General features: G+C 31.6%; 26 protein-coding genes. 12 read left to right on the top strand and 14 right to left on the bottom strand.

The window, feature by feature from the left end; all coding sequences use genetic code 11:
- Nucleotides 1-2: 2 nt before the first annotated feature.
- The 3 genes from AMO19_RS05570 to AMO19_RS05560 all read right to left on the bottom strand — a co-directional run bounded on the left by AMO19_RS05570 (nucleotide 3) and on the right by AMO19_RS05560 (nucleotide 4,285).
- Nucleotides 3-755 carry an ABC transporter permease gene (locus AMO19_RS05570; RefSeq protein ID WP_075508034.1) on the bottom strand — a complete coding sequence of 251 codons (753 nt, stop codon included), beginning with the start codon at nucleotides 753-755 and terminating at the stop codon, nucleotides 3-5.
- A 169-nt stretch (nucleotides 756-924) separates the two neighbouring features.
- Complete coding sequence (lepA, locus tag AMO19_RS05565) at nucleotides 925-2,733, bottom strand: translation elongation factor 4 (protein ID WP_011817927.1); 1,809 nt, start codon at nucleotides 2,731-2,733, stop codon at nucleotides 925-927.
- Nucleotides 2,734-2,788: 55 nt separating this feature from the next.
- On the bottom strand, nucleotides 2,789-4,285 hold the full coding sequence (locus AMO19_RS05560; RefSeq protein WP_075507651.1) for a malate:quinone oxidoreductase: 1,497 nt from the start codon (nucleotides 4,283-4,285) through the stop codon (nucleotides 2,789-2,791).
- 70 nt (nucleotides 4,286-4,355) lie between these two features.
- On the opposite strand from AMO19_RS05560, the gene AMO19_RS05555 reads away from it, so the two are divergent.
- Nucleotides 4,356-4,601: a NifU family protein gene (locus AMO19_RS05555; RefSeq protein WP_002805305.1), complete on the top strand. Its 246-nt coding sequence runs from the start codon at nucleotides 4,356-4,358 to the stop codon at nucleotides 4,599-4,601.
- 22 nt (nucleotides 4,602-4,623) lie between these two features.
- Here the strand turns inward: AMO19_RS05555 and AMO19_RS05550 are convergent, their stop codons facing one another.
- Nucleotides 4,624-4,881 carry a hypothetical protein gene (locus tag AMO19_RS05550; protein ID WP_011375974.1) on the bottom strand — a complete coding sequence of 86 codons (258 nt, stop codon included), beginning with the start codon at nucleotides 4,879-4,881 and terminating at the stop codon, nucleotides 4,624-4,626.
- A gap of 254 nt (nucleotides 4,882-5,135) precedes the next feature.
- Between AMO19_RS05550 and AMO19_RS05545 the strand changes: the two genes are divergently transcribed.
- The 3 genes from AMO19_RS05545 to AMO19_RS05535 all read left to right on the top strand — a co-directional run bounded on the left by AMO19_RS05545 (nucleotide 5,136) and on the right by AMO19_RS05535 (nucleotide 7,393).
- Nucleotides 5,136-5,309, top strand: a complete 174-nt coding sequence (locus tag AMO19_RS05545) for a DUF4278 domain-containing protein (RefSeq protein ID WP_075507650.1) — start codon at nucleotides 5,136-5,138, stop codon at nucleotides 5,307-5,309.
- Nucleotides 5,310-5,386: 77 nt separating this feature from the next.
- A complete protein-coding gene (locus AMO19_RS05540) occupies nucleotides 5,387-6,181 on the top strand; it encodes a methyltransferase domain-containing protein (RefSeq protein ID WP_075507649.1) in 795 nt (264 codons plus the stop codon).
- A gap of 36 nt (nucleotides 6,182-6,217) precedes the next feature.
- On the top strand, nucleotides 6,218-7,393 hold the full coding sequence (locus AMO19_RS05535; protein ID WP_075507648.1) for an aminotransferase class V-fold PLP-dependent enzyme: 1,176 nt from the start codon (nucleotides 6,218-6,220) through the stop codon (nucleotides 7,391-7,393).
- Between the two features lie 25 nt (nucleotides 7,394-7,418).
- Here the strand turns inward: AMO19_RS05535 and AMO19_RS05530 are convergent, their stop codons facing one another.
- From AMO19_RS05530 to yidD, 4 genes are all read right to left on the bottom strand, one after another.
- A complete protein-coding gene (locus AMO19_RS05530; RefSeq protein ID WP_075507647.1) occupies nucleotides 7,419-8,123 on the bottom strand; it encodes an SDR family NAD(P)-dependent oxidoreductase in 705 nt (234 codons plus the stop codon).
- 80 nt (nucleotides 8,124-8,203) lie between these two features.
- Nucleotides 8,204-9,739, bottom strand: coding sequence for a UDP-N-acetylmuramoyl-L-alanyl-D-glutamate--2,6-diaminopimelate ligase (locus AMO19_RS05525; RefSeq protein ID WP_075507646.1), 1,536 nt, complete (start codon nucleotides 9,737-9,739; stop codon nucleotides 8,204-8,206).
- A gap of 10 nt (nucleotides 9,740-9,749) precedes the next feature.
- Nucleotides 9,750-10,052, bottom strand: a complete 303-nt coding sequence (locus tag AMO19_RS05520) for a glutaredoxin family protein (RefSeq protein WP_075507645.1) — start codon at nucleotides 10,050-10,052, stop codon at nucleotides 9,750-9,752.
- A gap of 4 nt (nucleotides 10,053-10,056) precedes the next feature.
- Nucleotides 10,057-10,293, bottom strand: coding sequence for a membrane protein insertion efficiency factor YidD (gene yidD / locus AMO19_RS05515; protein ID WP_025922984.1), 237 nt, complete (start codon nucleotides 10,291-10,293; stop codon nucleotides 10,057-10,059).
- 95 nt (nucleotides 10,294-10,388) lie between these two features.
- On the opposite strand from yidD, the gene rpsD reads away from it, so the two are divergent.
- The 4 genes from rpsD (at nucleotide 10,389) to cysK (ending at nucleotide 14,782) form a co-directional block, all read left to right on the top strand.
- Nucleotides 10,389-10,997: a 30S ribosomal protein S4 gene (rpsD, locus tag AMO19_RS05510; protein ID WP_011817920.1), complete on the top strand. Its 609-nt coding sequence runs from the start codon at nucleotides 10,389-10,391 to the stop codon at nucleotides 10,995-10,997.
- 77 nt (nucleotides 10,998-11,074) lie between these two features.
- Nucleotides 11,075-12,238, top strand: a complete 1,164-nt coding sequence (locus AMO19_RS05505; RefSeq protein ID WP_075507644.1) for a trans-sulfuration enzyme family protein — start codon at nucleotides 11,075-11,077, stop codon at nucleotides 12,236-12,238.
- A 3-nt stretch (nucleotides 12,239-12,241) separates the two neighbouring features.
- Complete coding sequence (locus AMO19_RS05500; protein WP_075507643.1) at nucleotides 12,242-13,711, top strand: PLP-dependent transferase; 1,470 nt, start codon at nucleotides 12,242-12,244, stop codon at nucleotides 13,709-13,711.
- Between the two features lie 84 nt (nucleotides 13,712-13,795).
- Nucleotides 13,796-14,782, top strand: a complete 987-nt coding sequence (gene cysK, locus AMO19_RS05495; protein ID WP_002805805.1) for a cysteine synthase A — start codon at nucleotides 13,796-13,798, stop codon at nucleotides 14,780-14,782.
- A gap of 2 nt (nucleotides 14,783-14,784) precedes the next feature.
- On the opposite strand, the gene queA is transcribed toward cysK, so the two are convergent.
- From queA to lipB, 5 genes are all read right to left on the bottom strand, one after another.
- Nucleotides 14,785-15,909: a tRNA preQ1(34) S-adenosylmethionine ribosyltransferase-isomerase QueA gene (gene queA / locus AMO19_RS05490; protein ID WP_075507642.1), complete on the bottom strand. Its 1,125-nt coding sequence runs from the start codon at nucleotides 15,907-15,909 to the stop codon at nucleotides 14,785-14,787.
- A 6-nt stretch (nucleotides 15,910-15,915) separates the two neighbouring features.
- Nucleotides 15,916-17,283 carry a dihydrolipoamide acetyltransferase family protein gene (locus AMO19_RS05485; RefSeq protein ID WP_075507641.1) on the bottom strand — a complete coding sequence of 456 codons (1,368 nt, stop codon included), beginning with the start codon at nucleotides 17,281-17,283 and terminating at the stop codon, nucleotides 15,916-15,918.
- Nucleotides 17,284-17,501: 218 nt separating this feature from the next.
- Complete coding sequence (locus AMO19_RS05480; protein ID WP_025880659.1) at nucleotides 17,502-17,945, bottom strand: YlqD family protein; 444 nt, start codon at nucleotides 17,943-17,945, stop codon at nucleotides 17,502-17,504.
- A gap of 38 nt (nucleotides 17,946-17,983) precedes the next feature.
- Entirely contained in the window at nucleotides 17,984-19,927 is a 1,944-nt protein-coding gene (locus AMO19_RS05475; RefSeq protein WP_075507640.1) for an AMP-binding protein, read from the bottom strand.
- A 27-nt stretch (nucleotides 19,928-19,954) separates the two neighbouring features.
- Complete coding sequence (gene lipB / locus AMO19_RS05470) at nucleotides 19,955-20,605, bottom strand: lipoyl(octanoyl) transferase LipB (protein WP_075507639.1); 651 nt, start codon at nucleotides 20,603-20,605, stop codon at nucleotides 19,955-19,957.
- A 44-nt stretch (nucleotides 20,606-20,649) separates the two neighbouring features.
- Between lipB and hpf the strand changes: the two genes are divergently transcribed.
- The 4 genes from hpf (at nucleotide 20,650) to AMO19_RS05450 (ending at nucleotide 23,936) form a co-directional block, all read left to right on the top strand.
- Nucleotides 20,650-21,234, top strand: coding sequence for a ribosome hibernation-promoting factor, HPF/YfiA family (gene hpf, locus AMO19_RS05465; protein WP_075507638.1), 585 nt, complete (start codon nucleotides 20,650-20,652; stop codon nucleotides 21,232-21,234).
- A 7-nt stretch (nucleotides 21,235-21,241) separates the two neighbouring features.
- Nucleotides 21,242-21,898, top strand: coding sequence for a 2-deoxyribose-5-phosphate aldolase (locus tag AMO19_RS05460; protein ID WP_075507637.1), 657 nt, complete (start codon nucleotides 21,242-21,244; stop codon nucleotides 21,896-21,898).
- On the top strand, nucleotides 21,899-22,684 hold the full coding sequence (gene recO / locus AMO19_RS05455; RefSeq protein ID WP_075507636.1) for a DNA repair protein RecO: 786 nt from the start codon (nucleotides 21,899-21,901) through the stop codon (nucleotides 22,682-22,684). It abuts the gene before it with no gap.
- A gap of 85 nt (nucleotides 22,685-22,769) precedes the next feature.
- A complete protein-coding gene (locus AMO19_RS05450; RefSeq protein ID WP_075507635.1) occupies nucleotides 22,770-23,936 on the top strand; it encodes a glycosyltransferase family 4 protein in 1,167 nt (388 codons plus the stop codon).
- Here the strand turns inward: AMO19_RS05450 and proC are convergent.
- Entirely contained in the window at nucleotides 23,933-24,745 is an 813-nt protein-coding gene (gene proC / locus AMO19_RS05445; RefSeq protein WP_075507634.1) for a pyrroline-5-carboxylate reductase, read from the bottom strand. The two genes, AMO19_RS05450 and proC, sit on opposite strands and share 4 nt — an antisense overlap.
- Nucleotides 24,746-24,748: the final 3 nt, after the last annotated feature.

Here is a 24,748-nt window from a genome sequence, read left to right as displayed (position 1 = left end):
TATTAAGAATTTTGACTATCAAAAATTTCTTCAAGGTCCTCTCCGATAAAAGAAAGACCTAAAACTAAAAAAAACATTGCCAAACCTGGGAACAAAGCCGTCCACCAGATACCTGTAGGTAAAGCGGCAAGAGCCAGATTTAAATCACTTCCCCACTCTGGGACATCCGCAGGAACGCCAAGGCCTAAAAATCCTAAACTTCCTAATACCAAAACAGCATCTGCAGCATTTAGGGTAAGCAGAATAGGCAATGGTGTTATTACATTTGGGAGAATATATTTAAAAATAATTTTTTTAACATCAGCTCCTGCAACTTGAGCTGCCTCCACATAAGTTTCGGATTTAACCAATATTGTCTGATTTCTGATTAATCTAAAATATTGAGGAGAGTAAACAATACACAATGCCAAAGCCGCGTTAAGGATACCCTTACCCAATACAAAAGCCACAACAACTGAAAGTAAAATTACAGGTATTGAAAAAATAGTATCCATTATTAGTGATAAACATTTATCAAAATAACCACCAAAATATCCACTTAATAATCCCAATGGCAAACCCAAACTTAATGAAAAAAGAATAGCTAAGAATACAACTTCTATCGCTAATGATGATCCTTGCAAAGTTCTTAAGCAAACATCTCTTCCTAATCTATCTGTGCCACAAAAATGATTAAGAGAAGGAGGGGCAAAGATATCATTGCTTAACATTGAAAATGAATAGCCAAAAAAATTATTGGCCTCTAAAAATTTCATTATTAAAACAACAAGAAGATAAAAAAGTACAATTAAAAATCCAGCTTTTCTGATATTTGCGCCGACACGCTTAAATGAGTTAATATCCAAAATCTTTTTTTAAAGATATAAATGAAATATACCCAATTCTTTTAGAAATAAATAGCTATAAATTTTAAATTAAAAGAAATTACTGGTTTAATTTCAAGACTGCCATAAAAGCTTCTTGAGGGACTTCAACTTTACCCATTGCCTTCATCCTCTTTTTACCTTTGGCTTGTTTCTTTAAAAGTTTCTTTTTCCTAGAAATATCCCCGCCATAACATTTAGATAAAACATCTTTTCGCAAAGCACTTATGCTTTCACTTGCAATAATCCTGCTACCGATTGATGCTTGAATAGGTATTTTAAATTGTTGTTTTGGAATAAGTTCTTTTAATTTCTCAACTAAACTTCTGCCAATTCCATAAGCCTTATCTTTATGAACAATAGAAGTTAATGGATCTGCTCTTTCTGAATTTATTAGAACATCTAATCTAACAAGGTCATTTTTTCTATAGCCAATCAAATGATATTCCATTGATGCATACCCTTGGGTTCTACTTTTCATTTGATCAAAGAAATCTGTAACAACTTCTGCTAATGGAATTTCATAAATCAAGGTAACTCGATCTGTTGTTATGTATTTCATATCTATAAATACACCCCTTCTTTCCTGACATAAACCCATTAATGTTCCATTAAATTCATTGGGAGCATAAATTTCCATTTTTACATAAGGCTCTTCTATTGATTCTCTAAGTTGTGGATCAGGAATTGTAGAAGGATTATCAATAAAGATATGTTCCTGCTGATTTAAATTAACTTTATAAATAACTGATGGTGCCGTTACGATTAGATCCAAGTCATATTCTCTTTCTAATCTTTCTTGAACAATCTCCATATGAAGAAGTCCTAGGAATCCGCACCTAAATCCGAAGCCCATTGCGCTACTGGTTTCGGGCTCATATTTTAAAGCTGCATCAGATAATTGTAATTTTTCTAGTGATACTCTTAAATCTGGGAATTGATCAGCATCAGTCGGGAATAAGCCACAAAAAACCATAGGATTTGCTGTCTTATATCCAGGCAAAGGATCATTGGCAGGTGAATTTAAAAGAGTAATCGTATCTCCTACTCTCGCATCAGCAACTGATTTTATAGAAGCAGCTAAATAACCAACTTCTCCTGCATGTAATTCATCAACTTGCTGCTGATCAGGGGCCATTATTCCTATCTCATCGAGTTCATAATTTTTCTTACTTGCCATTAATAATATTTTTTCTCTCTTATTTAGAGACCCAGATATCACCCTGAAATAAACAATAACTCCCCTGTACGGATCATAATAAGAATCAAAAATCAGTGCCTTTGTAGGAAGTTTAATTTCATCTTGAGGAGGAGGTACTCTTCTCACGATTGCTTCCAAAATATCTTTAATACCAACTCCAGTTTTTGCTGAACAATTTATTGCATTAGATGTATCAAGTCCAATAATTTCCTCTATTTCTTGTTTTATTTTTTCAGCATCAGCCCCTGGTAAATCAACTTTATTTAAAACAGGAATTATTTCAAGATTATTTTCTAAGGCAAGATAAACATTAGCTAAGGTTTGAGCTTCTACTCCTTGACTTGCATCAACAACAAGTAAGGCGCCTTCACAAGCTTGAAGAGATCTACTAACCTCATAAGAGAAATCAACATGCCCTGGAGTATCTATTAAGTTCAAAACATATTCTTGGGAATCGTCAGCTTTATATTTCATCCTTGCGGCCTGTAACTTGATAGTAATTCCTCTCTCTCTTTCAAGATCCATACTGTCCAAAAATTGTTCTTGCATATCCCTTTGCTGCACAGTACCAGTATCTTGAAGCAACCTATCTGCAAGGGTAGATTTACCATGGTCAATATGAGCGATTATGCAGAAATTTCTAATTTTTGAAACCGATATATCAGTCATATAGAAAGAAAAAATCTCCTCTTATTACATCTTGATTAATATTAGCTAATTAGAATTATGGATGGAAACCAAAAATGGAATTATTTCTTTTTTTAATTTCTTTTATGAAGGTACTGTAATTTTCAGAGACTGATAGTTCTGGATAAATTAAGTCATTTATTTTTTTCTTAAGATTATAGTTATCGTTTAAAAATAAAGCAGATTTTTCAAGAACCTCAACCATAATTGAAACCGCAGTACTTGCTCCCGGAGAGGCTCCCAACAAAGCAGATAATGATCCATCAGATGAATTTACAATCTCAGTTCCAAATTTCAAAGTACCACCACCTTCAGTTTTTTTAATTATTTGGACTCTTTGACCAGCATTCTTTAAATACCAATCAGAAGGATTAGCTGATGGCATCATATTCTTTAAATTCTCAACTCTTGAGTTATGGTTCTTTAATGATTGTGATATTAGGTAATTAATTAAATCGTTGTTCTTGAAACCAACGTCTAACATAGAAAAAATATTATTCTTTTTAATTGAACTAAATAAGTCAAAGTATGAGCTTTGTTTTAGAAATTTCGTTGTAAATCCAGCAAAAGGTCCATATAAAAGAAGTTTTTTATCATCAATCCATCTGGTGTCTAAATGAGGCACAGACATTGGTGGCGATCCAATATCAGCTTTACCATAAACTTTTGAGTTATGTTTTTCTGTAAGATCTTTTTTCTCGCAAATAAGCCATTTCCCACTAACAGGGAATCCACCATAACTTTTTGCTTCTGGAATTTTTGATTTTTGTAAATAATTAATTGTTTTTCCACCAGCACCAAGAAAAACGTAACCAGTTCTAATTGAAGTTTTTCTACCTTCAGAACTGATTTCTAGTTCCCATTGTTTTTTATCAATTTTCTTTAAATCTAATAATTCTGTTTTGTATCTAATTTCAACATTTTTGTTTAAGGAAACTAATGACAAATACTCTTTAGTTAAAGCCTCAAAATTAATATCAGTTCCTCTACCTATTCTTGTAGCAGCAATTTGAGTAGATTGATTTCTATCTTTTGTTATTAGAGGAGCCCATGATGAAATTTGATCAAAAGATGTAGAAAATTCCATATCGATAAATTCAGGATTATCGGTCATTTTCTGAAATCTTTTTTTTAAAAAAGAAATATTATCCTGACCAGACACAAAGCTAATATGAGGAATAAATTTTAGAAACTTCTTAATATCAATTTTCCCAGCTTCATACAATGAGGCCCATAAAGACATGGATGTTTCAAAAGAACGATTTATTGAGAGCGCTTTATCTATTTTTAGATTTCCTTTTTCATCTAAAGGGGTATAGTTTAATTCGCAATTAGCGGCATGTCCTGTACCTGCATTATTAAAAGCGCCAGTACTTTCACTTCCTGGAGCATTTAATTTTTCTATAATAAGAAATTTTATATCTGGTAAAACTTCTGAAATTAGGAGGGCTAAAGTACTACTCATTATCCCTGCTCCTACTAAGACTGCATCAAAGTAACTATTGTCATTAGTGGAATTTTTGGATGAAGTCACAACAGAAAATTATCTTTTTTGCAATTAATCAGATTTCTTTCTAGGCTTATTATAAAGTTAATACAAAATTATGAGTACTGAAACACTCTCGCTGACAAACGAAAATGTAGAAAAAGTCCTTGACGAGCTAAGACCTTTTTTAATTTCTGATGGAGGTAATGTGGAGATTGCAGAAATAGATGGTCCAATTGTCAAAGTCAGACTTCAAGGAGCATGTGGTAGTTGCCCAAGTAGCACTATGACTCTCAAAATGGGTATTGAAAGAAAGTTAAAAGAAATGATTCCTGAAATAAGCGAAGTTGTCCAAGTTTTATAAAAATTTTTAACTGAAATATATATTATTTAGTTTTTAATTCCTTCAACAAAGATGATTCCATATCAAGGCAATCAATTGGAAGTCCTTGACCAATAGCGATTAAAAGAGGTGCAAGAATTCCTAAAGTAAAAACTAAATTTGATTGGCTTACATCATATTTACTCAAAGTAAAAGTTATCAAATAAATAATTGAAAAATAAGCATGTAGTGAAAAAAATTCTTTTGGCTTTAAAACTGGCCACCTTAAAGTATTTCCCAAGAAATATAAAAAACCTGTCATAAATAAATAGTTACATGAAGATTAAACCAAATATAAACATAAACCTTTTTAGAGACTATTTATAAAAAAATTTACCTAAGATAATAATTAAAAAAATATTAAATCTTCGTTTCTATTTGTTAAAGCTAGACATGCAGTTAAAAATACGCTTATAATTATTTTGTAGCAATTGCTACTTTTCGTTCACCCTCGTTTGAGGGCGCAGTTCGAGTCATACCATGGAACGGGGGATGGCCGTGTTGTCACATCGAAACATGACTACTTTAACTTACAGAGGTAAAAACTACGTTCAAAACAAAGAAGCTGCTAAAAAGCAACTTGTTGAACTTACCTACAGAAGAAACGTATACACCAAGAGAATGGATGACGCTTCTTCAAGTAATGAAAAAGCAGAATTAAATTACAGAGGTGTTAATTACACTAAATAATTTAATTAAACAAATTAAAAGCCCCTTTTTCAGGGGCTTTTTTTTTGGCTATATTTATCAAGAGTCCTTTAAAAAATATGTCTGAAAGTTGCTGTAATACAAACACATCGAATAAAGCACCTAATCAATTCGATCATAAAGATGCGATTCAAGAAAGATATGGCTCAGCCGCACAAGAAAAAGAAAGTTGTCTTTGTACACCAGTTGGGTTTGATCCTGTTTTACTTGAAGCAATTCCTCAAGAGGTTATAGAAAGAGACTATGGATGTGGTGATCCAACAAAATATGTTCAAAAAAATGATATTGTCTTAGATCTTGGAAGTGGTAGCGGCAAAAATGCTTTCATTTGTGCCCAAATTGTGGGAAAAGAAGGGAAAGTTATTGGAGTTGATCAGAATCCTGACATGCTTTCTTTATCTAGATCAGCCTCTAAAGAAGTTACAAAAAATATAGGTTTCAACAATACAGAATTTCTAGAAGGTTCAATTGAAAAACTTGATGAATTAGATAAAGATTTAAATCCATTAATCGCAGATAAATCAGTAGATATTATTTTAAGTAATTGCGTTTTAAACTTGGTAAGTCCAGAATCTAGAAATAACCTTCTACATAACATAAAAAGAGTTTTAAACGATAATGGAAGAATTGCAATTAGCGATATCGTCTCTAACAAAAAAGTTCCTTTAAGATTGCAAAATGATCATGATCTATGGACAGGATGTATTAGTGGAGCATGGTATGAGCCAGAGTTTATAAGTGATTTTAAAGAACTAGGATTTAAAAATTTAAAATTTGCAGAAAGGAGTTCTGAACCTTGGAAAGTAATTGAGGATATTGAATTTAGGACAGTAACTTTAGTGGGCAATATTTAAAAAAATTCAAGAGTTGAAAATTTACTATAAATTTCTATGAGAAATAATCCAAGAGATCAAATACCCGCATTAAAAAATAAGTATTATTTCAACTATGGTGGTCAAGGACCATTACCAAAATCTTCTCTAGAAGCAATAGTTAAAACTTGGGAAATTATCCAAGATTTAGGTCCATTTACCAATGATATGTGGCCTTTTATTTACAAAGAAATATTGACCACAAAAAGAATAATTGCTCAAAAATTAGGTGTCAATTCAAAGAATGTAGCTTTAACCGAAAATATTTCTTCCGGTATGATTTTGCCCTTTTGGGGAATAAAAGTAGAAGAGGGAGAAGAGTTATTAATAAGTGACTGTGAGCATCCTGGAGTAGTAGCTGCAAGTCGAGAATTTTGCAGAAGAAATAAATTAATATTCAGAATTTTGCCAATCCAAAAAATTAAAAATCTAAACGACGAAAATATAATTTTAGAGATTTTGAAAAATCTAAATCGTAAGACTAAGATCCTAATTATTTCTCATATCTTATGGAACTTTGGATATAAAATTCCTTTAAAACAAATTTCTATCGAATTAAAAAATAATCGAGAAGATTCTTATTTACTCGTTGATGGTGCTCAAACCTTTGGGCACATAAATATTGAAAAAGAAGTTTTTTATTCTGATTTATATTCAATAACTTCTCATAAATGGGCATGTGGACCAGAAGGACTTGGAGCCATTTATGTCTCAGATAGATTTATTCATGAAACAGATCCAACAATAATTGGTTGGAAATCATTAAAAAAAGAACAAGGCATTTATGAGCCTTCAGATAATCTTTTTCATGATGATGCAAGAAAATTTGAAATAGCTACCTCTTGTATTCCTTTACTTGCTGGGCTTCGGAATTCTTTAGATCTTTTGGATAAAGGCTGCCATGAAAAAGAAAAAAACAAAAATATCAAAAAATTAAGTGGAAAACTTTGGGATGAATTAAATCAATTAAAGGGTGTTGAATTAGTTTTAGAAAAAAAATATTTAAATGGGATTGTTAGTTTTAATATCGAAAATATTGAAGATAAGGATGAATTTGTGAAGAAACTTGGAGAAAAGAAAATTTGGATTAGAGTTTTAGAAGATCCAAAATGGTTTAGAGCATGCATACATCAAATAACTAGTGAAGCTGAGATTGATTTACTTGCTAAAGAAATAAAAAAAATATTGACTTAAAGATCTATAAATAAAAAAATTTAGTTTACCAAGGTATCTCCGAATTGTCCCATGCAATAAATTTTCCTGTAGATTCTGGTGATTGACTTTTAATAATATTGATCAGAAATTGGGAGGATTTTTCTTTACTAAATAATTTATGTTCTGGAACAAATTTATGAAAAGGTCTAGATAAATCAGTATCTACTGTTCCTGGATGAAGCAATGTGATAGCAGCCTTTGGGAAACGTCTAGCCCATTCAATACTTAAAGATTTAAAAAACTGATTTTGCGCAGATTTTGCAGCTCTATATGAATACCAACCTCCAGTTTGATTATCTCCAATGCTACCAACTCTTGCACTTATACTTGCAAAATTAAAATCAAAATCTTTTGGTATAAATTCTTCAACCGCTTTAGCTAATAAAATAGGAGAAAAGGCATTTATTGAAAAACTTTCCATCATATTTTTTTTATCAAGATGTTGTAATCTCTTTTCCGGTTGAAGAGAATCACTATGAAGTCTACCTGTAGCATTAACAACTAGCCTTAATTTTGAAGGATGATTTGATATTTTATTTTTCAACTGCAAAAGGGATTGAGAATCCTCTATATCTAATTCCCAAAAAGGATTAAATTCACTTTTTCTTCCACACAAAACAACATCTAAATCTTTTTCACTTTCATTAAGATCTTTAGCAAGTTGTGTTCCAATTCCACCTGCGCCTACAACTAAGGCTAAGCCTTTCATTTTATTAAAATTAACTCCTCTAATTTTAAGAAACTTTTCTCATGATTTGCGTAAAATCTTTCTTATTTAATTAGGAAATTTTATTGAGATTTATTTTTTTCTTTTAATAATTTATAAGCTATTTTTCTATCATCAAAATTAATAACTTTATCATTGAGAATTTGGTAGTCTTCATGTCCTTTTCCTGCAATTAAAACAATATCTTTTTTATTGGCAAATTTAATAGATTCATTTATTGCTTTAAATCTATCAATTTCAATTATTATTTTTTCTCTTTTTTTTATACCCATCAAAATATCATTTACTATCTTTTGGGGTTCTTCTGATCTTGGATTATCTGAAGTTATAAAAAGTTGATCAGACAACTCTTCCGCTATTGATCCCATCAAAGGCCTTTTACTACGATCACGATCTCCGCCACAGCCAAAAACAGTTATTAGTTTCCCTTCACAAAGTTTTTTAATTGATTGCAAAACTTTTTTTAATCCATCAGGAGTGTGGGCATAATCAACAATTATTGTTGGAAGAGATCTTGAAACGTCATTATCATCAATTTGTATTTTCTCCATTCTCCCAGGAGCACCAGGGAAAGATTGTATTAACTTTGATAAATCTTTTAAAGAAAAATTCAGTTTATACAAAATTGTTATTGCTTGAATCGCATTCATTAAATTAAATTCACCAACAAGTGGAACAAAAAGTTGAATTTTTTCCCTAGGTGTATGAAAAATACAAGTGGAACCACTTTCAGTAAATTTTTTATCTGTTACGAAAAAAAAATCATCATTTTCAAATTCACTTTCAGTAATCTTTGTAGACACTAATGAAGATCTTTTTTCAAGATCAGACGATAATTTAGATATCCAATGGTCATCGTGATTTAATACAGAAATTCCATCTTTTTCTTTTAAGTAAGGTGGGAAAAACAATTTTCTTTTTGTTTGAAAATAAGATTCCATATCTGAGTGATAATCAAGATGATCTTGAGTAAAATTAGTAAAAATAGCCGCCTCAAATTCGCATCCTGATATCCTCTTTTGAGCAATAGAATGAGAACTTACCTCTAATATCGCGAATTCAGATTCTGCCTCAACAGCAGAATTTAATTTCTTTTGAAGTTTATCAGCGAAATCAGTTGTATGAGAAGCAACTTCTGAGAAGCCAGGCCATCTATTAAACAAGGTCCCAAATAATGCAGTCTTTTTCCCTAATTTTTTTAAAAGATATTCCAATAAGAAAGTAATTGTCGTTTTTCCATTAGTACCGGTAACACCAATAAGTTTAAGTTTTCTTGAAGGCCTATTCCAAAACTCAGCGACAATTTGACCAAAAATATAATCTAAATTATCCTCAATAACCAAAATCCTTTCTCGATCAATAGATCCAATTCTCTCTTTTGCAGCAGGCCCAATAATGGCAGCCTCCGCGCCATTTTCAATTGCCTCAATACAAAATTTTCCTCCATCAACATTTAAACCAGGCATTCCTAAGAATAAAGTTCCTTTTTTTACTTCTTTAGAGTTAAAAGAAATATTATTGATTTCATGATCGATTAAATCTAATGAAGGAATAATTCCTACTAAATCTAAAAGTTTATGTAATTTTATAGATCTCATATAAAAAAAATTATTTCTTCAGAATGGTACTAATATTTTTTTGAAACCAATTCTTTAATTGATCATCTTTTAATCTTGGAGAAATGCGAGGCAATTCTATGATCTCCTCAGACCTAATTCTTTCAATAGCAATAACAGGTACTTCATAATCATATTTTTTATATTTATCTTTATATAAATCGACCCTATCTATATCAATTTCTTTAAGCTCTTCTAGATTAGGGAATAACTCATTAAGATTTATTTTTGCCAATTTATTTTTTAATGAATCACAAAGGCAACATCCCTGCCTAACAAAAATAAATATTTTCATTCATTTAGTCAGGCACAGGGTCACATCCACAGGGAGTTAAAGGGTGACATTTGCTTAATCTTTTTAAAGTTAACCACCCTCCCTTCCAAGGACCATGTCTAGTAATTGCCTCATATCCATAAGAGCTACAACTTGGAATAAATCTGCATCTTGGTCCAAAAAAAGGAGAAAACCACTTTTGATAAAACGAAATCATAAAAAGAAGTATAGAAGTAATTGATTTATTAATAGTTTTGAACACTTTAATGATGTAAAATAATATTTCCAGTAGTAATTAGTTTAATTGAATTTAATCAATTATCCAATTTATTGCAAATTTCTATTTAATTTAAAATTATGTCAAGATACCGCGGCCCCAGATTAAGGGTTACGCGTCGCTTGGGAGAACTACCAGGTCTCACCAGGAAAGCTTCAAAGAAGTCTAATCCTCCAGGTCAGCACGGCCAAGCCCGTCGCAAGCGATCAGAATATGCAATTCGTCTAGAAGAAAAGCAGAAACTTAGGTTTAATTATGGAGTTTCTGAAAAACAACTAGTTCGTTATGTAAAAAAAGCTAGAGCTCAAGAAGGATCTACAGGAACTAACCTACTAAGACTTTTGGAAAACAGACTTGATAATGTTTGTTTTAGATTAGGTTTTGGAGGTACCATTCCAGGCTCAAGGCAATTAGTAAATCATGGCCATGTAACCGTTAATGGAAAGGTTCTTGATATTGCTGGTTATCAATGCAAATCAGGCGATGTAATCGGAATTAAAGAAAACAAAGCAAGCAAAAAACTTGTTGAAGGTAATATAGAATTCCCTGGATTAGCAAATGTTCCACCTCATCTTGATTTAGACAAACCTAAATTAACGGGAAAAATAAATGGAAAATGCGATAGAGAGTGGGTGGCTCTTGAAATAAACGAACTACTAGTTGTTGAATATTATTCAAGAAAAGTTTAATACTACTTTTCTTTGGATTATTAAATCTCTCATTAAAAAAAATGAGAGATTTAATTTAATTCTTATTTTTAAAAATAATGGGAAATAAGGAAAATAATATCAAAAAGCCAGGTTTTAAGACCCTATCTATTCACCATGGGGAAACATTTGCAGAAGAAACTGGATGCGTTATGCCTCCTATTTTTTCTACATCCACTTTTAAACATGGAAATAAAGATAATTTCGACTACACCAGATCAGGCAATCCAAACTTTAGAATTCTAGAAAGCGTCCTGAAATCAATAGAAGATTCTAAATACTGTACAGTTTTTGGATCTGGAATTAGCGCGGTAACTGCAATTTCATCAACACTAAAATCGGGTGACAAGATACTCTGCGAGTCAAATCTCTATGGTTGTACAGTGAGGATGTTCGAAAAAGTTTTCAAGAAATTTGGGCTAGAAGTTTTATACACAGATTTTACAAACGAAAATAATATCAAAAAGATTTCATACTTCGAGCCAACCTTGATATGGCTAGAAAGTCCAACTAATCCACTTTTGAAGGTACTTGATATTAAGGCGATTTGTGATGAAGCGAATAAACTCGAAATACCAGTAGTTGTAGACAACACATTTTCTACAGCGCTTATTCAAAAACCATTGGACCTTGGTGCAACACTATCGGTTGTAAGCACCACAAAATTTATTAATGGACATAGTGACGCACTTGGCGGAGCAGTACTTACAAATAATGAGGAATGGAATAGTAAGATGCTTTTCTCTCAAAAAGCTCTCGGGCTTCAACCATCTCCTTTTGATAGTTGGCTCATTACGAGAGGAGTAAAAACTCTTCCATTAAGAATCGAACAACAAACTAAAAGTGCAGAATTTATTTCTGAAGAATTAGGTAATCATAAAATTATTAGTAAAGTAATTTACCCTTTTAATCAAGAACATCCGCAATTTAATTTAGCAAAATCGCAAATGAAATCTGGAGGTTCAATGATCACCCTAAAATTAAATTTAAATAAAAAGGATACTTTTAAATTTTGCAAATCTCTCAAATATTTCTCTCTAGCAGAAAGCCTTGGAGGGGTTGAAAGTTTAATTTGTCACCCTGCAACGATGACTCATGCTTCTGTTGATGATAAAACAAAAAATCTACTAGGGATTGATGATGCTCTTGTCAGATTATCAATTGGATGTGAAGATACAAACGATTTAATCTCGGACATTTTATTTGCTCTAAACAAATTCTGAAAATTGAGAGATTTACTTAAAAAACCTATATGGAAAAATTTAGAGTTGGGATATGCAATTCCTGATAGTATTCATGCCGTTTCTGTAGCATTACCAACTTGGAATGATGTAATAAATTACGAGGAAAAAGATCAAGAATGCATGAATTTATTGAAGTCCATTTACCCACGATTCGGGCTAAACCCCATAGTGAAAAGATTATGCGAAAAAGTAAAAAAGCAAAATTACTACAACAATAAAAGTATCTGGCCATATCCGAATGAAGGCATAGCTTTTAAAGCTAAAAAATACATTGATAGAAATACTTCTGAAAAATTTTCGTTAATAGAAAAAAGAAATAATTTAGCTTTCTTAATAACTGAAAAAGAAGGAAGTATTTATGCAAAATATTTTTGGCAACATACTGGTCTTGGTCTATCTTCAAGAGCTGCCGCTATAGAACTAGGTCTTGAAGATTGCCCTCCAAAATCTTACGTAAATGAATGTTCTCAAAGAATAAAAAATAGAATTTCTAAATCTACAAAAATTGACTCTAATGATATTCACTTAACTTCATCTGGAATGTCTGCATTGCATACATCATTAGAAATCATATATAAATTATTTCCAGCTAAACCAACACTCCAAGTTGGTTTTCCATATGTAGATGTACTTAAATTACCAATGAAAATCTTTCACGGAGCAAAGTTAATTACAGAAGAAAATTGCGCGGATATTGAATTAGAAATCAAAAGAATAAATCCATCAGCATTAATTATTGAACTTCCAAGTAATCCAATGCTCAAATGTGTAAACATTAAAAAAATTTCAAAAATTGCAAAAAAGCTAAATATTCCCTTAATTGTTGACGATACAATTGGTTCGAATTTAAATATAAATTCCATAGAACATGCAGATATAGTTTTTACTTCACTTACAAAAATTTTTTCAGGTAGTGGTGATATTCTTGCCGGATCATTAATACTAAATCCAAAAAGCAAATGGATTGATCAGTTTAGAAATGCATTAAACGAGATTAATATTCCAATACTTTCCGATGGAGATATAGTTTATTTAGAGAAAGTTAGTAGAGATGTAAATCAAAGAGTTTTTGAACAAAATAAAGCATGTTTAGAATTAAAAAAAAGATTAGAGAATCATAGCGAGATTAAAAATATTTTCCATCCTGAAAATTGTCCAAATTTTAATTCTTTACTTACTTCTAATGGGGGATACGGCTGCTTATTATCGTTTGAATTAAATGGAGGATTGAACAAAGCTAAAAAATTTTATGATTCTCTAAAAGTATCTAAAGGACCTAGTTTAGGTACAAAATTTACTCTAGTTTGTCCTTATGTTTTACTAGCTCATTTTGACGAGTTGGATTGGGCTGAAAGTTTTGGTATACCTTCGCACCTTATTAGAGTATCAGTTGGATTAGAAGACCAAGATCAATTATGGAAAACCTTTTCTGAAGCACTAAATAATTTCTAAATTCCTAGTATTTACCGTATAGAAACTTATATACTCTTTTTCTGAATAATAGTTAGTATTAATATATATTTTCTCAATATGTAAATGGCAAAAATTTATGAGGACAACAGTTTTGCTATTGGAAACACTCCATTAGTAAAATTAAAATCAGTTACTAAAAACGCGAAAGCTACAGTACTTGCAAAAATTGAAGGTAGAAACCCCGCATATAGTGTCAAATGTAGGATCGGCGCAAACATGATCTGGGATGCCGAGAAAAGCGGGAAACTTACAAAAGACAAAACTATTGTTGAGCCAACTTCTGGAAATACAGGAATTGCTCTAGCTTTTACTGCTTCAGCAAGAGGTTATAAACTGATCCTTACAATGCCAGAATCCATGTCGATTGAAAGAAGAAGGGTTATGGCAGTCTTGGGTGCTGAAATTGTTTTAACAGAGGCATCTAAAGGTATGCCTGGAGCGATAGCTAAAGCTAAAGAAATTGCAGAAAGTAATCCTTCTCAATATTTCATGCCAGGTCAATTTGATAATCCAGCAAACCCTGAAATTCATTTCAAAACTACTGGACCAGAAATCTGGGATGATTGCGATGGCGAAATTGATGTCCTAGTTGCAGGGGTTGGAACTGGCGGCACAATTACAGGAGTTTCAAGATACATTAAGCAAGAGAAGGGCAAGAATATTACTTCTGTAGCTGTAGAACCATCACACAGTCCTGTTATTACACAGACAATGAATGGAGAAGAGGTTAAATCCGGACCACATAAAATCCAAGGAATTGGAGCAGGATTTATTCCTAAGAACCTTGACTTATCAATTGTTGATAAGGTCGAACAAGTAACAAATGACGAATCAATTGAGATGGCTCTTAGGTTAGCTAAAGAGGAAGGTCTATTAGTAGGAATATCTTGTGGGGCTGCCGCTGCTGCTGCTGTTAGATTAGCGGAACAAGATGAATATGCTGGGAAGACAATTGTAGTTGTTCTACCTGATTTAGCAGAGAGGTATTTATCGTCAATTATGTTTACTGAAGTCCCAAGCGGAATCATTCAAGAACCAGTCAAAGCATAAATCTATTTTTTCTCCAGTAGTGAATCTGGTGAAATATACATCGCATCGCCATAAGAGAAGAATCTAAATTTTTCTTTTATGGCTTTTTTATACAGATCTAATAATCTTTCTCTACCAATCATTGCACTTACTAAAAGTAATAATGAACTTTTAGGGAGATGAAAATTAGTTAATAATCCATCAACTACTTTAAATTTATAACCTGGCTTAATTACTAAATCTACATATTTAGCTATGGGAATAAAGTCATTAATTTCGTAAGAATAACAACTTTCAAGAGCTCTTACGCTAGTTGTACCAATAGCAATTATTTTTCTATCTGTTTTCTTTATTCTTTTTATTTCCTCCACTACTTCCTTATTAACACTTACCCATTCTTTGTGAAGTTTTAAGTTACTTAAATCTTCTTGATCAATTGGTTTGAATGTTCCATAACCCACGTGCAAAGTTATCGGTAAGATTATTACGCCTTTTTTTTTTAGATTGAAAATAAGACTTTTGCTTAAGTGTAAACCAGCTGTTGGTGCAGCAACTGCCCCCGGATTTGTTGCATACTCAGTTTGATAACTTTTCTCATGAAAAGATTCTTCTTCGGAATTTTTTATATAAGGAGGAAGAGGGATTTCCCCGTATTTATCAAGAAGTTCATTCATTGAATTGAGACAAGTTATATTTTCCGGAAATTTAATAAATCTCCCTCCAGTTTCTTCATCAACTCCATCAACAATCAAATTAATATCTTGTGCTAATGGAGATTTTAATTTTAATTTTCTATTTATTTTTAACTTTTTTGCTGGCTTTGCCAAACATAACCAAACACATTCATGGGATCTTTCTAAAACTAATAATTCGACTAATGTCTTATTTTCTAATTCAATCTTTAACCTAGCTTTCATAACTTTAGTATTATTTACAATCACAAGATCCCCTTCTCTAAATTCATCTAAAAGATCCTTGGTAAATTTATTAGTTAAACAGTCTTCTTCTAAAAAACTATTTCTAACTATCATCAATCTTGATTCATGCCTAATTGCAGAAGGTTTACTAGCAATTAATGAAGGATCAAGTAGATAATCATAAGCTTCAAGCTTATAATCTCTTTCTTCATTATTAATTTGAGAAATCAATTAAATTTAGGAGACAAGAGTCTCTGGCTCATCTTCAATCAGGGAAGCCAAGTCTTTTAAGAATGAAGCTCCATCAGCTCCATAGATCACTCTATGATCAGCTGTTAGATTTACTTGCATTATTTTTTTAACAGATATTGAACCATCACTATTAGCAACAACGGTTGGTTTCGATGATGCTATGGCTAAAATAGCACCGGTACCTGGAGGAAGAATTGCGTCAAATCTATCAACTCCAAACATCCCAAGGTTAGATAAAGTGAAGGTTCCCGTTGAGTATTCATCAGGTTCTAATTGTTTTGATCTTGATCTTTTTACGAGATCTTTCCATTCCCTAGACAATTCAAATAAATCAGTATTGCATGGTTCTTTTAAAACTGGAGTTATTAGTCCACCATCTTCCATCGCAACAGCAACAGCAATATTTATATTTTCTGGATAAGAAATTCCGTTCTCTGAAAAACTTGAGTTAACTTGCGGATGTTTCTTTAGTGTCTTTGCAACTGCCTTTACTAGTAAAGCAGTCATAGTAACTCCGTTCTGTTTTACTTTTTTGTAGAAATTATCTAATTTATCCGTGTTAATGGAATACCCCACCCTAAAACATGGCACATCTAAACTAGATTCCATATTTTTATTTACCGCTTTTTGAAGAGTATTAAATTGAACTGTTTCTCCGGGATTACCAAAACTATTTCCTGAAGTTTCTGGTTTACTTTCAACTCCCAGATTTGCACCAGGGATACTTGCAGGAGAACCACCTTCACCTATCCATGGTATAGAGACTGGTTGGCCATTAGCTTTTAAAATATCATCAGCTTGAACCCTTCCGTGAGGTCCGGATCCATGAACCTTTGCTAAATCAACACCCATTTGAGAGGCAAGTTTTTTAGCTCTTGGAGATGCAATCACCCTCGAAGAAACATTACTCGTAGCAGCATTAATTTGATCACTATTAAAAGATGGTGCAGGCTTTTCACTCTTTAAGACGACTTCTTCAGCTTCTTTATTGATATTTTCAGTCTGAACTACTGGTTTTTCTTCAGTTTTATTGCTTACCAATTCAAGTTGATCCGGACTTGAAACTTCGGGTTGATTTCCTTTATTTTGTTCTTGAACAGAAGCTATCTCATCCTCATTTTCTACAATAAGACCGATAGTCTCTCCTACTGGTGCAGTGCTGCCAGCAGGCATTAAAACAGCCGCAAGATATCCATCCTGAAAAGATTCAACATCCATATCTGCCTTGTCAGACTCAACAACCAAGACAGATTCACCTCTTTCAACTTTATCTCCTGGATTTTTCAACCATTCCACAATCTTGCCCTCCGTCATAGTAGAACTCAAGGCAGGCATGAATATTTCGTGAGACATAAGAAAATTGTTATTGCATAAGTTTCAAGGGATTTCTACCAAACTTCCTACAGTTTTTATGGTTAAGAACCCTTTAAACTCTTGTTTTAATTATACGAAATCATCTTCACAGTGGGAACTCTTAAAACTTAAGAAAGTAATAATTTAGATCGATTAGAATTTAAAACTTTTCGAAATTAAGATTTACTTATATTTATCAAAAATACTAAATCTTCTATTTAATTATTATCTATAGATTGAATAACTCCATCCTTAACCGTAATCGATACTTGCATTTTTTCAATAAGATTGTCTCCCACAGTGACATCACAGAAACTATCCACTTGCCCTTGATCAACAATTTCGTCCATTTTTAATTCGCGAACTTGACTCTGTTGTTGAAGAAGATTTCTTTTTTGCTCTTCAATTTCATTTCGTTTTGCTGCGACTTGTTGTTGCACCTGACTAACCTGTTCTTGAACCCTTGGATCTAGGGGATTAACCGATTGGGATCTAATATTATTTACTATTTGCTGCCCCTCTTGCTCCAGTTGCGATAATTGCTGATCAATGTTTGAAATTGCTTTACTTAATTCTTTTTCAGCATCTTCCTTCCAAGTTGGTGTAACTACAGCTTTAATAGCTATTGAGCGCTTTATAGATATTGAGTTTTTTGTTTCCATAAAAAATTAAATTACCTATTCAATATAGATAGAACAAATCAAATTTTCTTACTAAATTTGTTTTCATACATATTTTCTATTTGTAATGAATACTTTTTTTCTATTTCTTTTCTTTTTTGTTTAAGAGTTTGTGTTAATAACCCATTTTCTAGAGTAAAGGCATCAACAAAATAACAATCTAATATTTGTTCTTCTGATCTTGCTCCTAATCGACTTTTAAGCAAATTATTAATTTGTGATTTAAAAAATGTACCAATTTTCTTATTCAGGTTTAATTTTGAAAGGTCTTCTTCCAAAAACTTGCTTTTAACCAATTCGACATTAGGAACTACAAGGGCTGTTAAACATTTCTTATCTTGTCCTACTAATTGAATCTGATTAATAAATTCAGAACTAAGAATTTCAGTCTCTAGCGGATTTGGTTCTATATTTTCACCACTTGATAGCACAATTGTATCCTTGGCTCTTCCCGTTATAAAGAGAGAACCATTTGGTATTAGAAAACCTAAATCACCAGTATCAAACCAACCATCCTTGGATAAAACATCATTTGTAGCTATTTCATTATTAAGATAACCTTTCATTACTTGCGGCCCCCTAACAAGTATTTTCCCGACTTCTCTGAACTTCAGAATCTTTTTTTTATCATCATTCACTATTTTGATTTCAGTAAATGAAAGAGGCTGCCCAGATGATCCTCTAACATTTAATTCTCTTCTCCTACAAGTTAATACTGGACTAGTTTCTGTGAGTCCATATCCCACCAAAACATCTACACCTAAAGATTCAAAAAAAAGATCTACATGTTCTGGCAATGCACCTCCACCATTAATGGGAAATTTCAGTTTTTCTCCGCATAGTTGTCTAAGAATATTCGGCCATAAAAAAATAGTAGACAATTTATGTAAAGGATATCGGCTAATAACAGCACCCAGCAAGGGGATTTTTGATTTAAAAGTTATTTGATTTATATCTATATTTCTTATCTTTCTAAGACTCCTTTTGAAAACTGAACTATTACTTATCAAAAACTTAATAAGTTTTTGCTTTTTGGAAGGCATTTTTTTCAAAGCCTGAAAAAAACCATCATGTATTGCTTCCCATAGTCTCGGTACAGTAGCCATGACAACAGGTTTTATTTGTGTAATATCATCTTTAAGAAATTTTGGAATTGTATAGTATTGAGAACAACCGCATGAAAAAAAGAAGTATTCAGCACTTCTCTCATAAGAATGCCAGATAGGCAAAACGCTTAATACAGAGGTCCCTGGTTCTGGATCAGCGATATAGGCTAAATTAATTATTTGATGTAAAAAATTTGCATGAGTCAAAGGCACACCTTTAGGTTTTCCGGTCGTCCCAGAAGTGTAAAGGATAGTAGCGATGTCATCAATTTCTGGATTAAATTTTTCAAGATTATTATTTTGTGAATTTTCTTTTTCTACTGAACTTAAGAATGTACTCCAACTTATTAAACTTTCAAATTGTTCATCTTCTAAATTGATTATAAATTTCAGTCTTTTTTTTAATTCTTCTTTGTTGTTTAACTTTAGCCAAATTTCCCTAGATTGAACTATTAGTCCTACTGAATTAGAGTGCCCAATAATATAGTCTAATTCTACTGAAGGAGAATTAATACCTCTCACTGCATTTATAGCGCCTAAACGCATTAAGCCTTGATCTACTGCTAGCCATCTTGGAGAATTTTCAGATATTACAGTAACTACATCCCCCTTTTTTAAACCATAATTTTCGAAAGAAAAAGAGACTTTTGTTATTAAATCAGCCAGCTCAGAATAAGAAAATTTTTCTTTGTATTTCCCTCTTAAATCGCAAACAGCTAAAGTATCACCACATTTAAATTTTAATTTTTCCCAAATTTGATCTATATGATCAAGGTTCTTAATAAAATCTCTATTTTTGGCAAATGTATTTTTTTTAGAAAGAGGTTTGGCTGCAGGCCAATACGCTAAATCACCCATATCAAATTGATTTTGAAATTTTAATTTCTATTTTGATATAAAATCAAAATTAAATTCTTCCTCGATGGTTTTTTTAACAATTCTCTTGACTTCTTGAATATTTAAATTTTTATTGTAATCAATAATATTTGCCATAAGACAATTTTCTATTCCGCAAGGAACAATCTTATTAAAGTTTTCTAATTCGCAGTCAATATTGATTGAAAATCCATTTATCGTAATCCATCTTTTACACCCAATTCCAATTGATGCGATTTTCTTATTTCCTATCCAAACACCAGTAAACCCTTTTCTAGAGTGACAATCTATATTAAAAGCTCCAAGGATTCTTATAATAATTTCTTCAATTTTTCTTAAGTACCAATTTAAATCTTTATTAAAATTTTTCAAATCTAAAACCAAATACGTTACTAATTGTCCTGGCATATGACAAGTTACCTCACCACCTCTATCAATCTTAAAAACATCATATTTAGTATCATTTAGAGAAAATAGTAAATTATCGTAATTAGATCCTCTCCCCAATGTATAACAAAGTTGATGCTCGCCTATCCAAACAAAATCAGGGTTAGAATTATCTAAAATCAATGCCTCCTGATATTCTTTTTGTAATTTATAAACATCATTAAAAGAAGAAATATTATCAGGTTGTTTAATTATTGCTGTTCTATTATCCATATTTAAGTAGATTTAGAAAGTAAGTAAATATTTTTAGATTTGTTATGAAAATTTTAATCCATGGAAAGAATCTTGAGCTCACTGGAGCATTAAAAGAATATACTGAGGCAAAGATAGAAAAAGCAACACATCACTATAAGGATATCGTTAAAGAAGCTGACATACACCTTTCAATTGAAAAGAATCCAAGAGTCTCGTTCCAAACTGCAGAAGTTACTATTTTTGCAAATGGTACCGTAATTAGAGCTGAAGAAAAAACTGAAAATCTATACTCAAGTATTGATTTAGTCTCGAATAAACTTTGTAGAAAATTACGCAAATACAAAGAAAGAAACAATAAAACAATTCATAATAAACAATTTAAAAATAAAGATTCTTTACCAATTGAAAGTATGGAATCAAATTTTTTGGATAAAGCTTTTTTTAAAGAAGGAACTGAAGCACGTCTGCCTGAGCCATCTATAAAAAATAAATACTTTGAAATGATTCCAATTTCATCAGACGAAGCAAGAAAACAATTAGATTTAATTGATCATGATTTTTATGTTTTTCGAAACAAGAAAAATAATGAACTTCAAGTTATATATAAAAGGAATCATGGAGGTTATGGATTGATTCAATCTAAATAAGTTTTAAATGCCCAATATTGAATATGAATTAAACGAGAAAATTCATGCGATTATTATTAACCCTTACTTATCATGGGAAGATTTCTGTGTGAATTGCGATTTAATAAGAAAATACAATATCAAAAATATTTCTACTTCACTAAATTATTTAACTGATCTTAAAAACTGTTTGGGTAATTACAGTGCAGATATAAACGCACTTATTTCTTACCCTTTAGCAGATTTACCAGTTTCATTTATTGTAGAATTAGTTTGTTTTGCAAAAGATAAGGGTGCAAAAGGAATCGAATATATCCCAAACTTTATCAATTTATCCAAAAGAAATTTAGAAACTTTCGCTGCTGAAATTGAGCAAGTTAAATTATCTGGATTACCAGTTTCAATAATCATAAATAAATCAAAACTACAAGAAGAAGTTTTTATTAATGCGATAGAAATATGTTTGGAATTAGGAATAAAAAATTTTCAATTCGGGGACGGGTTTGGATCTCCTCTTACATCTAATGATGTCCCCGAAATACTAAAAATAACAGGCTCTCAAAATCAAATAAAAGTTGTAGGTGGTATAAAAAAACTTACACAAGTTATTGATTTGTTTGATAATGGAATTAGTTGCGTTGGAACTTCTAATTTTTGTGAGATTTTCCAAGAAATAAATTTTTAAATGTCTGGTTCTGGTGAGTGCAGACTAGAGGGTCTCTGTATTAAAGCTTCTCCATTAGGCGAGAATGATAGATTAATAACTATTCTTACTGATGAGCAGGGGATTGTTCGATTAGCGGTGCCTGGTGCTAGACGTCCTAAAAGTAGTCTTGCCGCAGCTACTCCATTAACATATTTAAGTCTGCAAATTTTTGGGAAAAGAAATCTTAAATCTGTACGTCAAATTAAAATATTAAAAAGCTATTCTGGTCTAGGGAAAAATATTGAATGTCTTGCAGCCGCGCAAGCAATAACTGAATTAACTTTTTTATTAGTAGGTAATAATGATAAGCAACAAAACTATTTATCTTGTGTTCTTGCACATCTAGATAGGATTTATTTGTATGAAGAATCTAAAGAAGAAGATATTAAAATGCTCTCAATGAGTATTCAATCTTTAATCCATCTATTAGCCATTGGAGGTATAAATTTACCAATTCATCATTGCTGTAAAACTGGAGAACCTATTATTCCGCCTTTAGGAAATTGGGAATGGCGTTGTTATTATTTGCCAAGTGAAGGGTTTTCCTCAATTGAAGATCCTCAAAGTAATCTAAAAATAAATGCATCTGAAGTTGCTCTATTACAAAGACTTCTTTTCCCCGAATTACCAATAAAATCTAATGGAGAGTTATTGGGACCAAAAAAAGTCTGGCTTAAAATATTATTTATTATTGAGACATGGATCTCTGCTCAACTAGAGAAAGAATTATCTTCACTAAAAATGTTGAGAGAAATATATAACTAAGATTTTTATAAATCATAAAAAAATTTAAAAATTATGATCATAGCGGCTCTTACTGTTAACTTTATAAATAGCTAAATCAATTAATGTGGTTCATATTGCCTGGTTGGGTAAAAAATCCCCTTTTTGCGGAAATGTAACTTATGGCAATTCAACTACTAAGGAATTGAAGGCCAGAGGGCATAAAATTAGTTTTATTCATTTCGACAATCCCTCTAGTTCAAATTCATCAGAACCATTATTTCTTGCAAATGATCCTGATGTAAGTCTCCCATATTTAATTAAATCTCAAGTTTATACAATACCCTCACCAAGGGCGGAAAAAGAGCTAAGACTATCATTGGAAAGATTAAAACCTGACATAGTACATGCAAGCCTAACTTTATCTCCTTTAGACTTTAGACTTCCAGAGCTGTGTAATGAAATTAATGTTCCTCTTATAGGAACATTTCATCCACCATTTGATGCAAAAAATAGAAATCTAACTGCGAGCACTCAACAATTAACCTATCAACTTTATGCTCCATCTTTAGCAAAGTTCGATAAAATAATTATTTTTTCTGAACCTCAAAAAAATGTTCTTGATAAATTAGGCGTACCTACAGAAAAACTAATAGTTATTCCAAACGGCGTTGATGAAAATATTTGGAAACCTTTTTGCGAAAAAAGTAAAAAATATGATCAGGTAAAAAACAAACTTGGAAATGAAAGAATCTTTTTATATATGGGAAGGATTGCAAATGAGAAAAATATCGAGGCACTTTTACGTTCTTGGCGCCAAACAAAAACTCAAAATTGCAAATTAGTTATTGTTGGGGATGGACCCATGAAGCCAACACTTGAAAATAGTTTTTCTAACCTTGGCAATGAGAAATTAATTTGGTGGGGTGCCGAATTAGATTTAGAAACTAGGATAGCAATAATGCAAATAGCAGAAGTTTTTTTCTTACCAAGCCTAGTAGAAGGTTTATCATTATCACTTTTAGAGGCAATGTCTGCTGGTACTGCTTGTGTAGCTACAGATGCTGGAGCTGACGGTGAAGTTTTAGATAACGGAGCAGGAATAGTAATTTCAACTGATAATGTGGCTGCACAATTAAAAACTATAATCCCAATTCTTGTAGAACACCCTTCATTTACAAAAGATCTTGGAGAGAAAGCTAGAGGTCGTATACTTCAGAGATACACAATTACTAAAAATATAAATTCACTTGAAAAAGTTTATATGAACTTAAAAGATAATTCAAAAACCTAACGAAACTCCTTACTTCTATTACTAGCTGAAACTATTGATTCAATTAATGCTGACCTTACACTCTTTTTTTCTAAAACCCTTAAAGCAGAAATAGTTGTTCCACCTGGCGAAGTTACTAAATTTTTAAGCTCAGATGTAGTAAGTTTATTTTCCTTTATTAGAAAAATAGTCCCTAGTATCATTTCCATAACAAGTTCCTCTGAAATTATTTTTGGTAATCCCCCGCTTAATCCTCCATCACTTAATGCTTCTATAATTAAAGCAATAATTGCAGGACCTGATGAAGTTAAAGCTAAAAATATATCAAGGTAATCTTCAGTAAATTCATAAATTTTACTAGTATTTTCAAATAATTTTTTTGTGAATTGTTTCTGATCTTCTGTAATTTCTTCTCCCCAAGAAATCCCTGTTAAACCTTTTCCAATAGTTATTGGAATATTTGTAACCACTCTCACACATTTATGATTAGGAAACTTTTGAGCAAGTCTATTTATTGAAACTCCGGCAAGAATAGAAACTATTAAATTGTCCTTATTTTTTATATGATGTGCCTCACTTATGTCATTTAATTGTTGGGGTTTTATCGAAAGAAGTTTATATTGACAATCCCAAATTATTTTTGACTCTTTAGAACCTGATTTATAAACGTTTATATTATGTTTATAGTTATTTTTTATTTTTTCTAAACTTTTTTCTGTATTTACAACACAAAAAACATTCTCTGGCTGAATTAATTTGTTATCTAATAGAGGTGTAACTATAGCACTTGCAATATTTCCAAAACCAATTACCGCAATTTTATCTGTCACAGA

Origin of the sequence: Prochlorococcus marinus (assembly GCF_001180245.1) — a bacterium.
GTDB lineage: Bacteria > Cyanobacteriota > Cyanobacteriia > PCC-6307 > Cyanobiaceae > Prochlorococcus_A > Prochlorococcus_A marinus_F.
This window is presented reverse-complemented; position numbering and strand designations above follow the sequence as displayed.

What these genes read in the sequence shown, in the direction of transcription:
- AMO19_RS05570 (WP_075508034.1), bottom strand. Translation starts at nt 755, where the DNA reads ATGAAATTTTTAGAGGCCAATAATTTTTTTGGCTATTCATTTTCAATG.
- lepA (WP_011817927.1), bottom strand. Translation starts at nt 2,733, where the DNA reads ATGACTGATATATCGGTTTCAAAAATTAGAAATTTCTGCATAATCGCT.
- AMO19_RS05555 (WP_002805305.1), top strand. Translation starts at nt 4,356, where the DNA reads ATGAGTACTGAAACACTCTCGCTGACAAACGAAAATGTAGAAAAAGTC.
- AMO19_RS05550 (WP_011375974.1), bottom strand. Translation starts at nt 4,881, where the DNA reads ATGACAGGTTTTTTATATTTCTTGGGAAATACTTTAAGGTGGCCAGTT.
- AMO19_RS05545 (WP_075507650.1), top strand. Translation starts at nt 5,136, where the DNA reads ATGACTACTTTAACTTACAGAGGTAAAAACTACGTTCAAAACAAAGAA.
- AMO19_RS05540 (WP_075507649.1), top strand. Translation starts at nt 5,387, where the DNA reads ATGTCTGAAAGTTGCTGTAATACAAACACATCGAATAAAGCACCTAAT.
- AMO19_RS05535 (WP_075507648.1), top strand. Translation starts at nt 6,218, where the DNA reads ATGAGAAATAATCCAAGAGATCAAATACCCGCATTAAAAAATAAGTAT.
- AMO19_RS05530 (WP_075507647.1), bottom strand. Translation starts at nt 8,123, where the DNA reads ATGAAAGGCTTAGCCTTAGTTGTAGGCGCAGGTGGAATTGGAACACAA.
- AMO19_RS05525 (WP_075507646.1), bottom strand. Translation starts at nt 9,739, where the DNA reads ATGAGATCTATAAAATTACATAAACTTTTAGATTTAGTAGGAATTATT.
- AMO19_RS05520 (WP_075507645.1), bottom strand. Translation starts at nt 10,052, where the DNA reads ATGAAAATATTTATTTTTGTTAGGCAGGGATGTTGCCTTTGTGATTCA.
- rpsD (WP_011817920.1), top strand. Translation starts at nt 10,389, where the DNA reads ATGTCAAGATACCGCGGCCCCAGATTAAGGGTTACGCGTCGCTTGGGA.
- AMO19_RS05505 (WP_075507644.1), top strand. Translation starts at nt 11,075, where the DNA reads ATGGGAAATAAGGAAAATAATATCAAAAAGCCAGGTTTTAAGACCCTA.
- cysK (WP_002805805.1), top strand. Translation starts at nt 13,796, where the DNA reads ATGGCAAAAATTTATGAGGACAACAGTTTTGCTATTGGAAACACTCCA.
- AMO19_RS05485 (WP_075507641.1), bottom strand. Translation starts at nt 17,283, where the DNA reads ATGTCTCACGAAATATTCATGCCTGCCTTGAGTTCTACTATGACGGAG.
- AMO19_RS05480 (WP_025880659.1), bottom strand. Translation starts at nt 17,945, where the DNA reads ATGGAAACAAAAAACTCAATATCTATAAAGCGCTCAATAGCTATTAAA.
- AMO19_RS05475 (WP_075507640.1), bottom strand. Translation starts at nt 19,927, where the DNA reads ATGGGTGATTTAGCGTATTGGCCTGCAGCCAAACCTCTTTCTAAAAAA.
- lipB (WP_075507639.1), bottom strand. Translation starts at nt 20,605, where the DNA reads ATGGATAATAGAACAGCAATAATTAAACAACCTGATAATATTTCTTCT.
- hpf (WP_075507638.1), top strand. Translation starts at nt 20,650, where the DNA reads ATGAAAATTTTAATCCATGGAAAGAATCTTGAGCTCACTGGAGCATTA.
- AMO19_RS05460 (WP_075507637.1), top strand. Translation starts at nt 21,242, where the DNA reads ATGCCCAATATTGAATATGAATTAAACGAGAAAATTCATGCGATTATT.
- recO (WP_075507636.1), top strand. Translation starts at nt 21,899, where the DNA reads ATGTCTGGTTCTGGTGAGTGCAGACTAGAGGGTCTCTGTATTAAAGCT.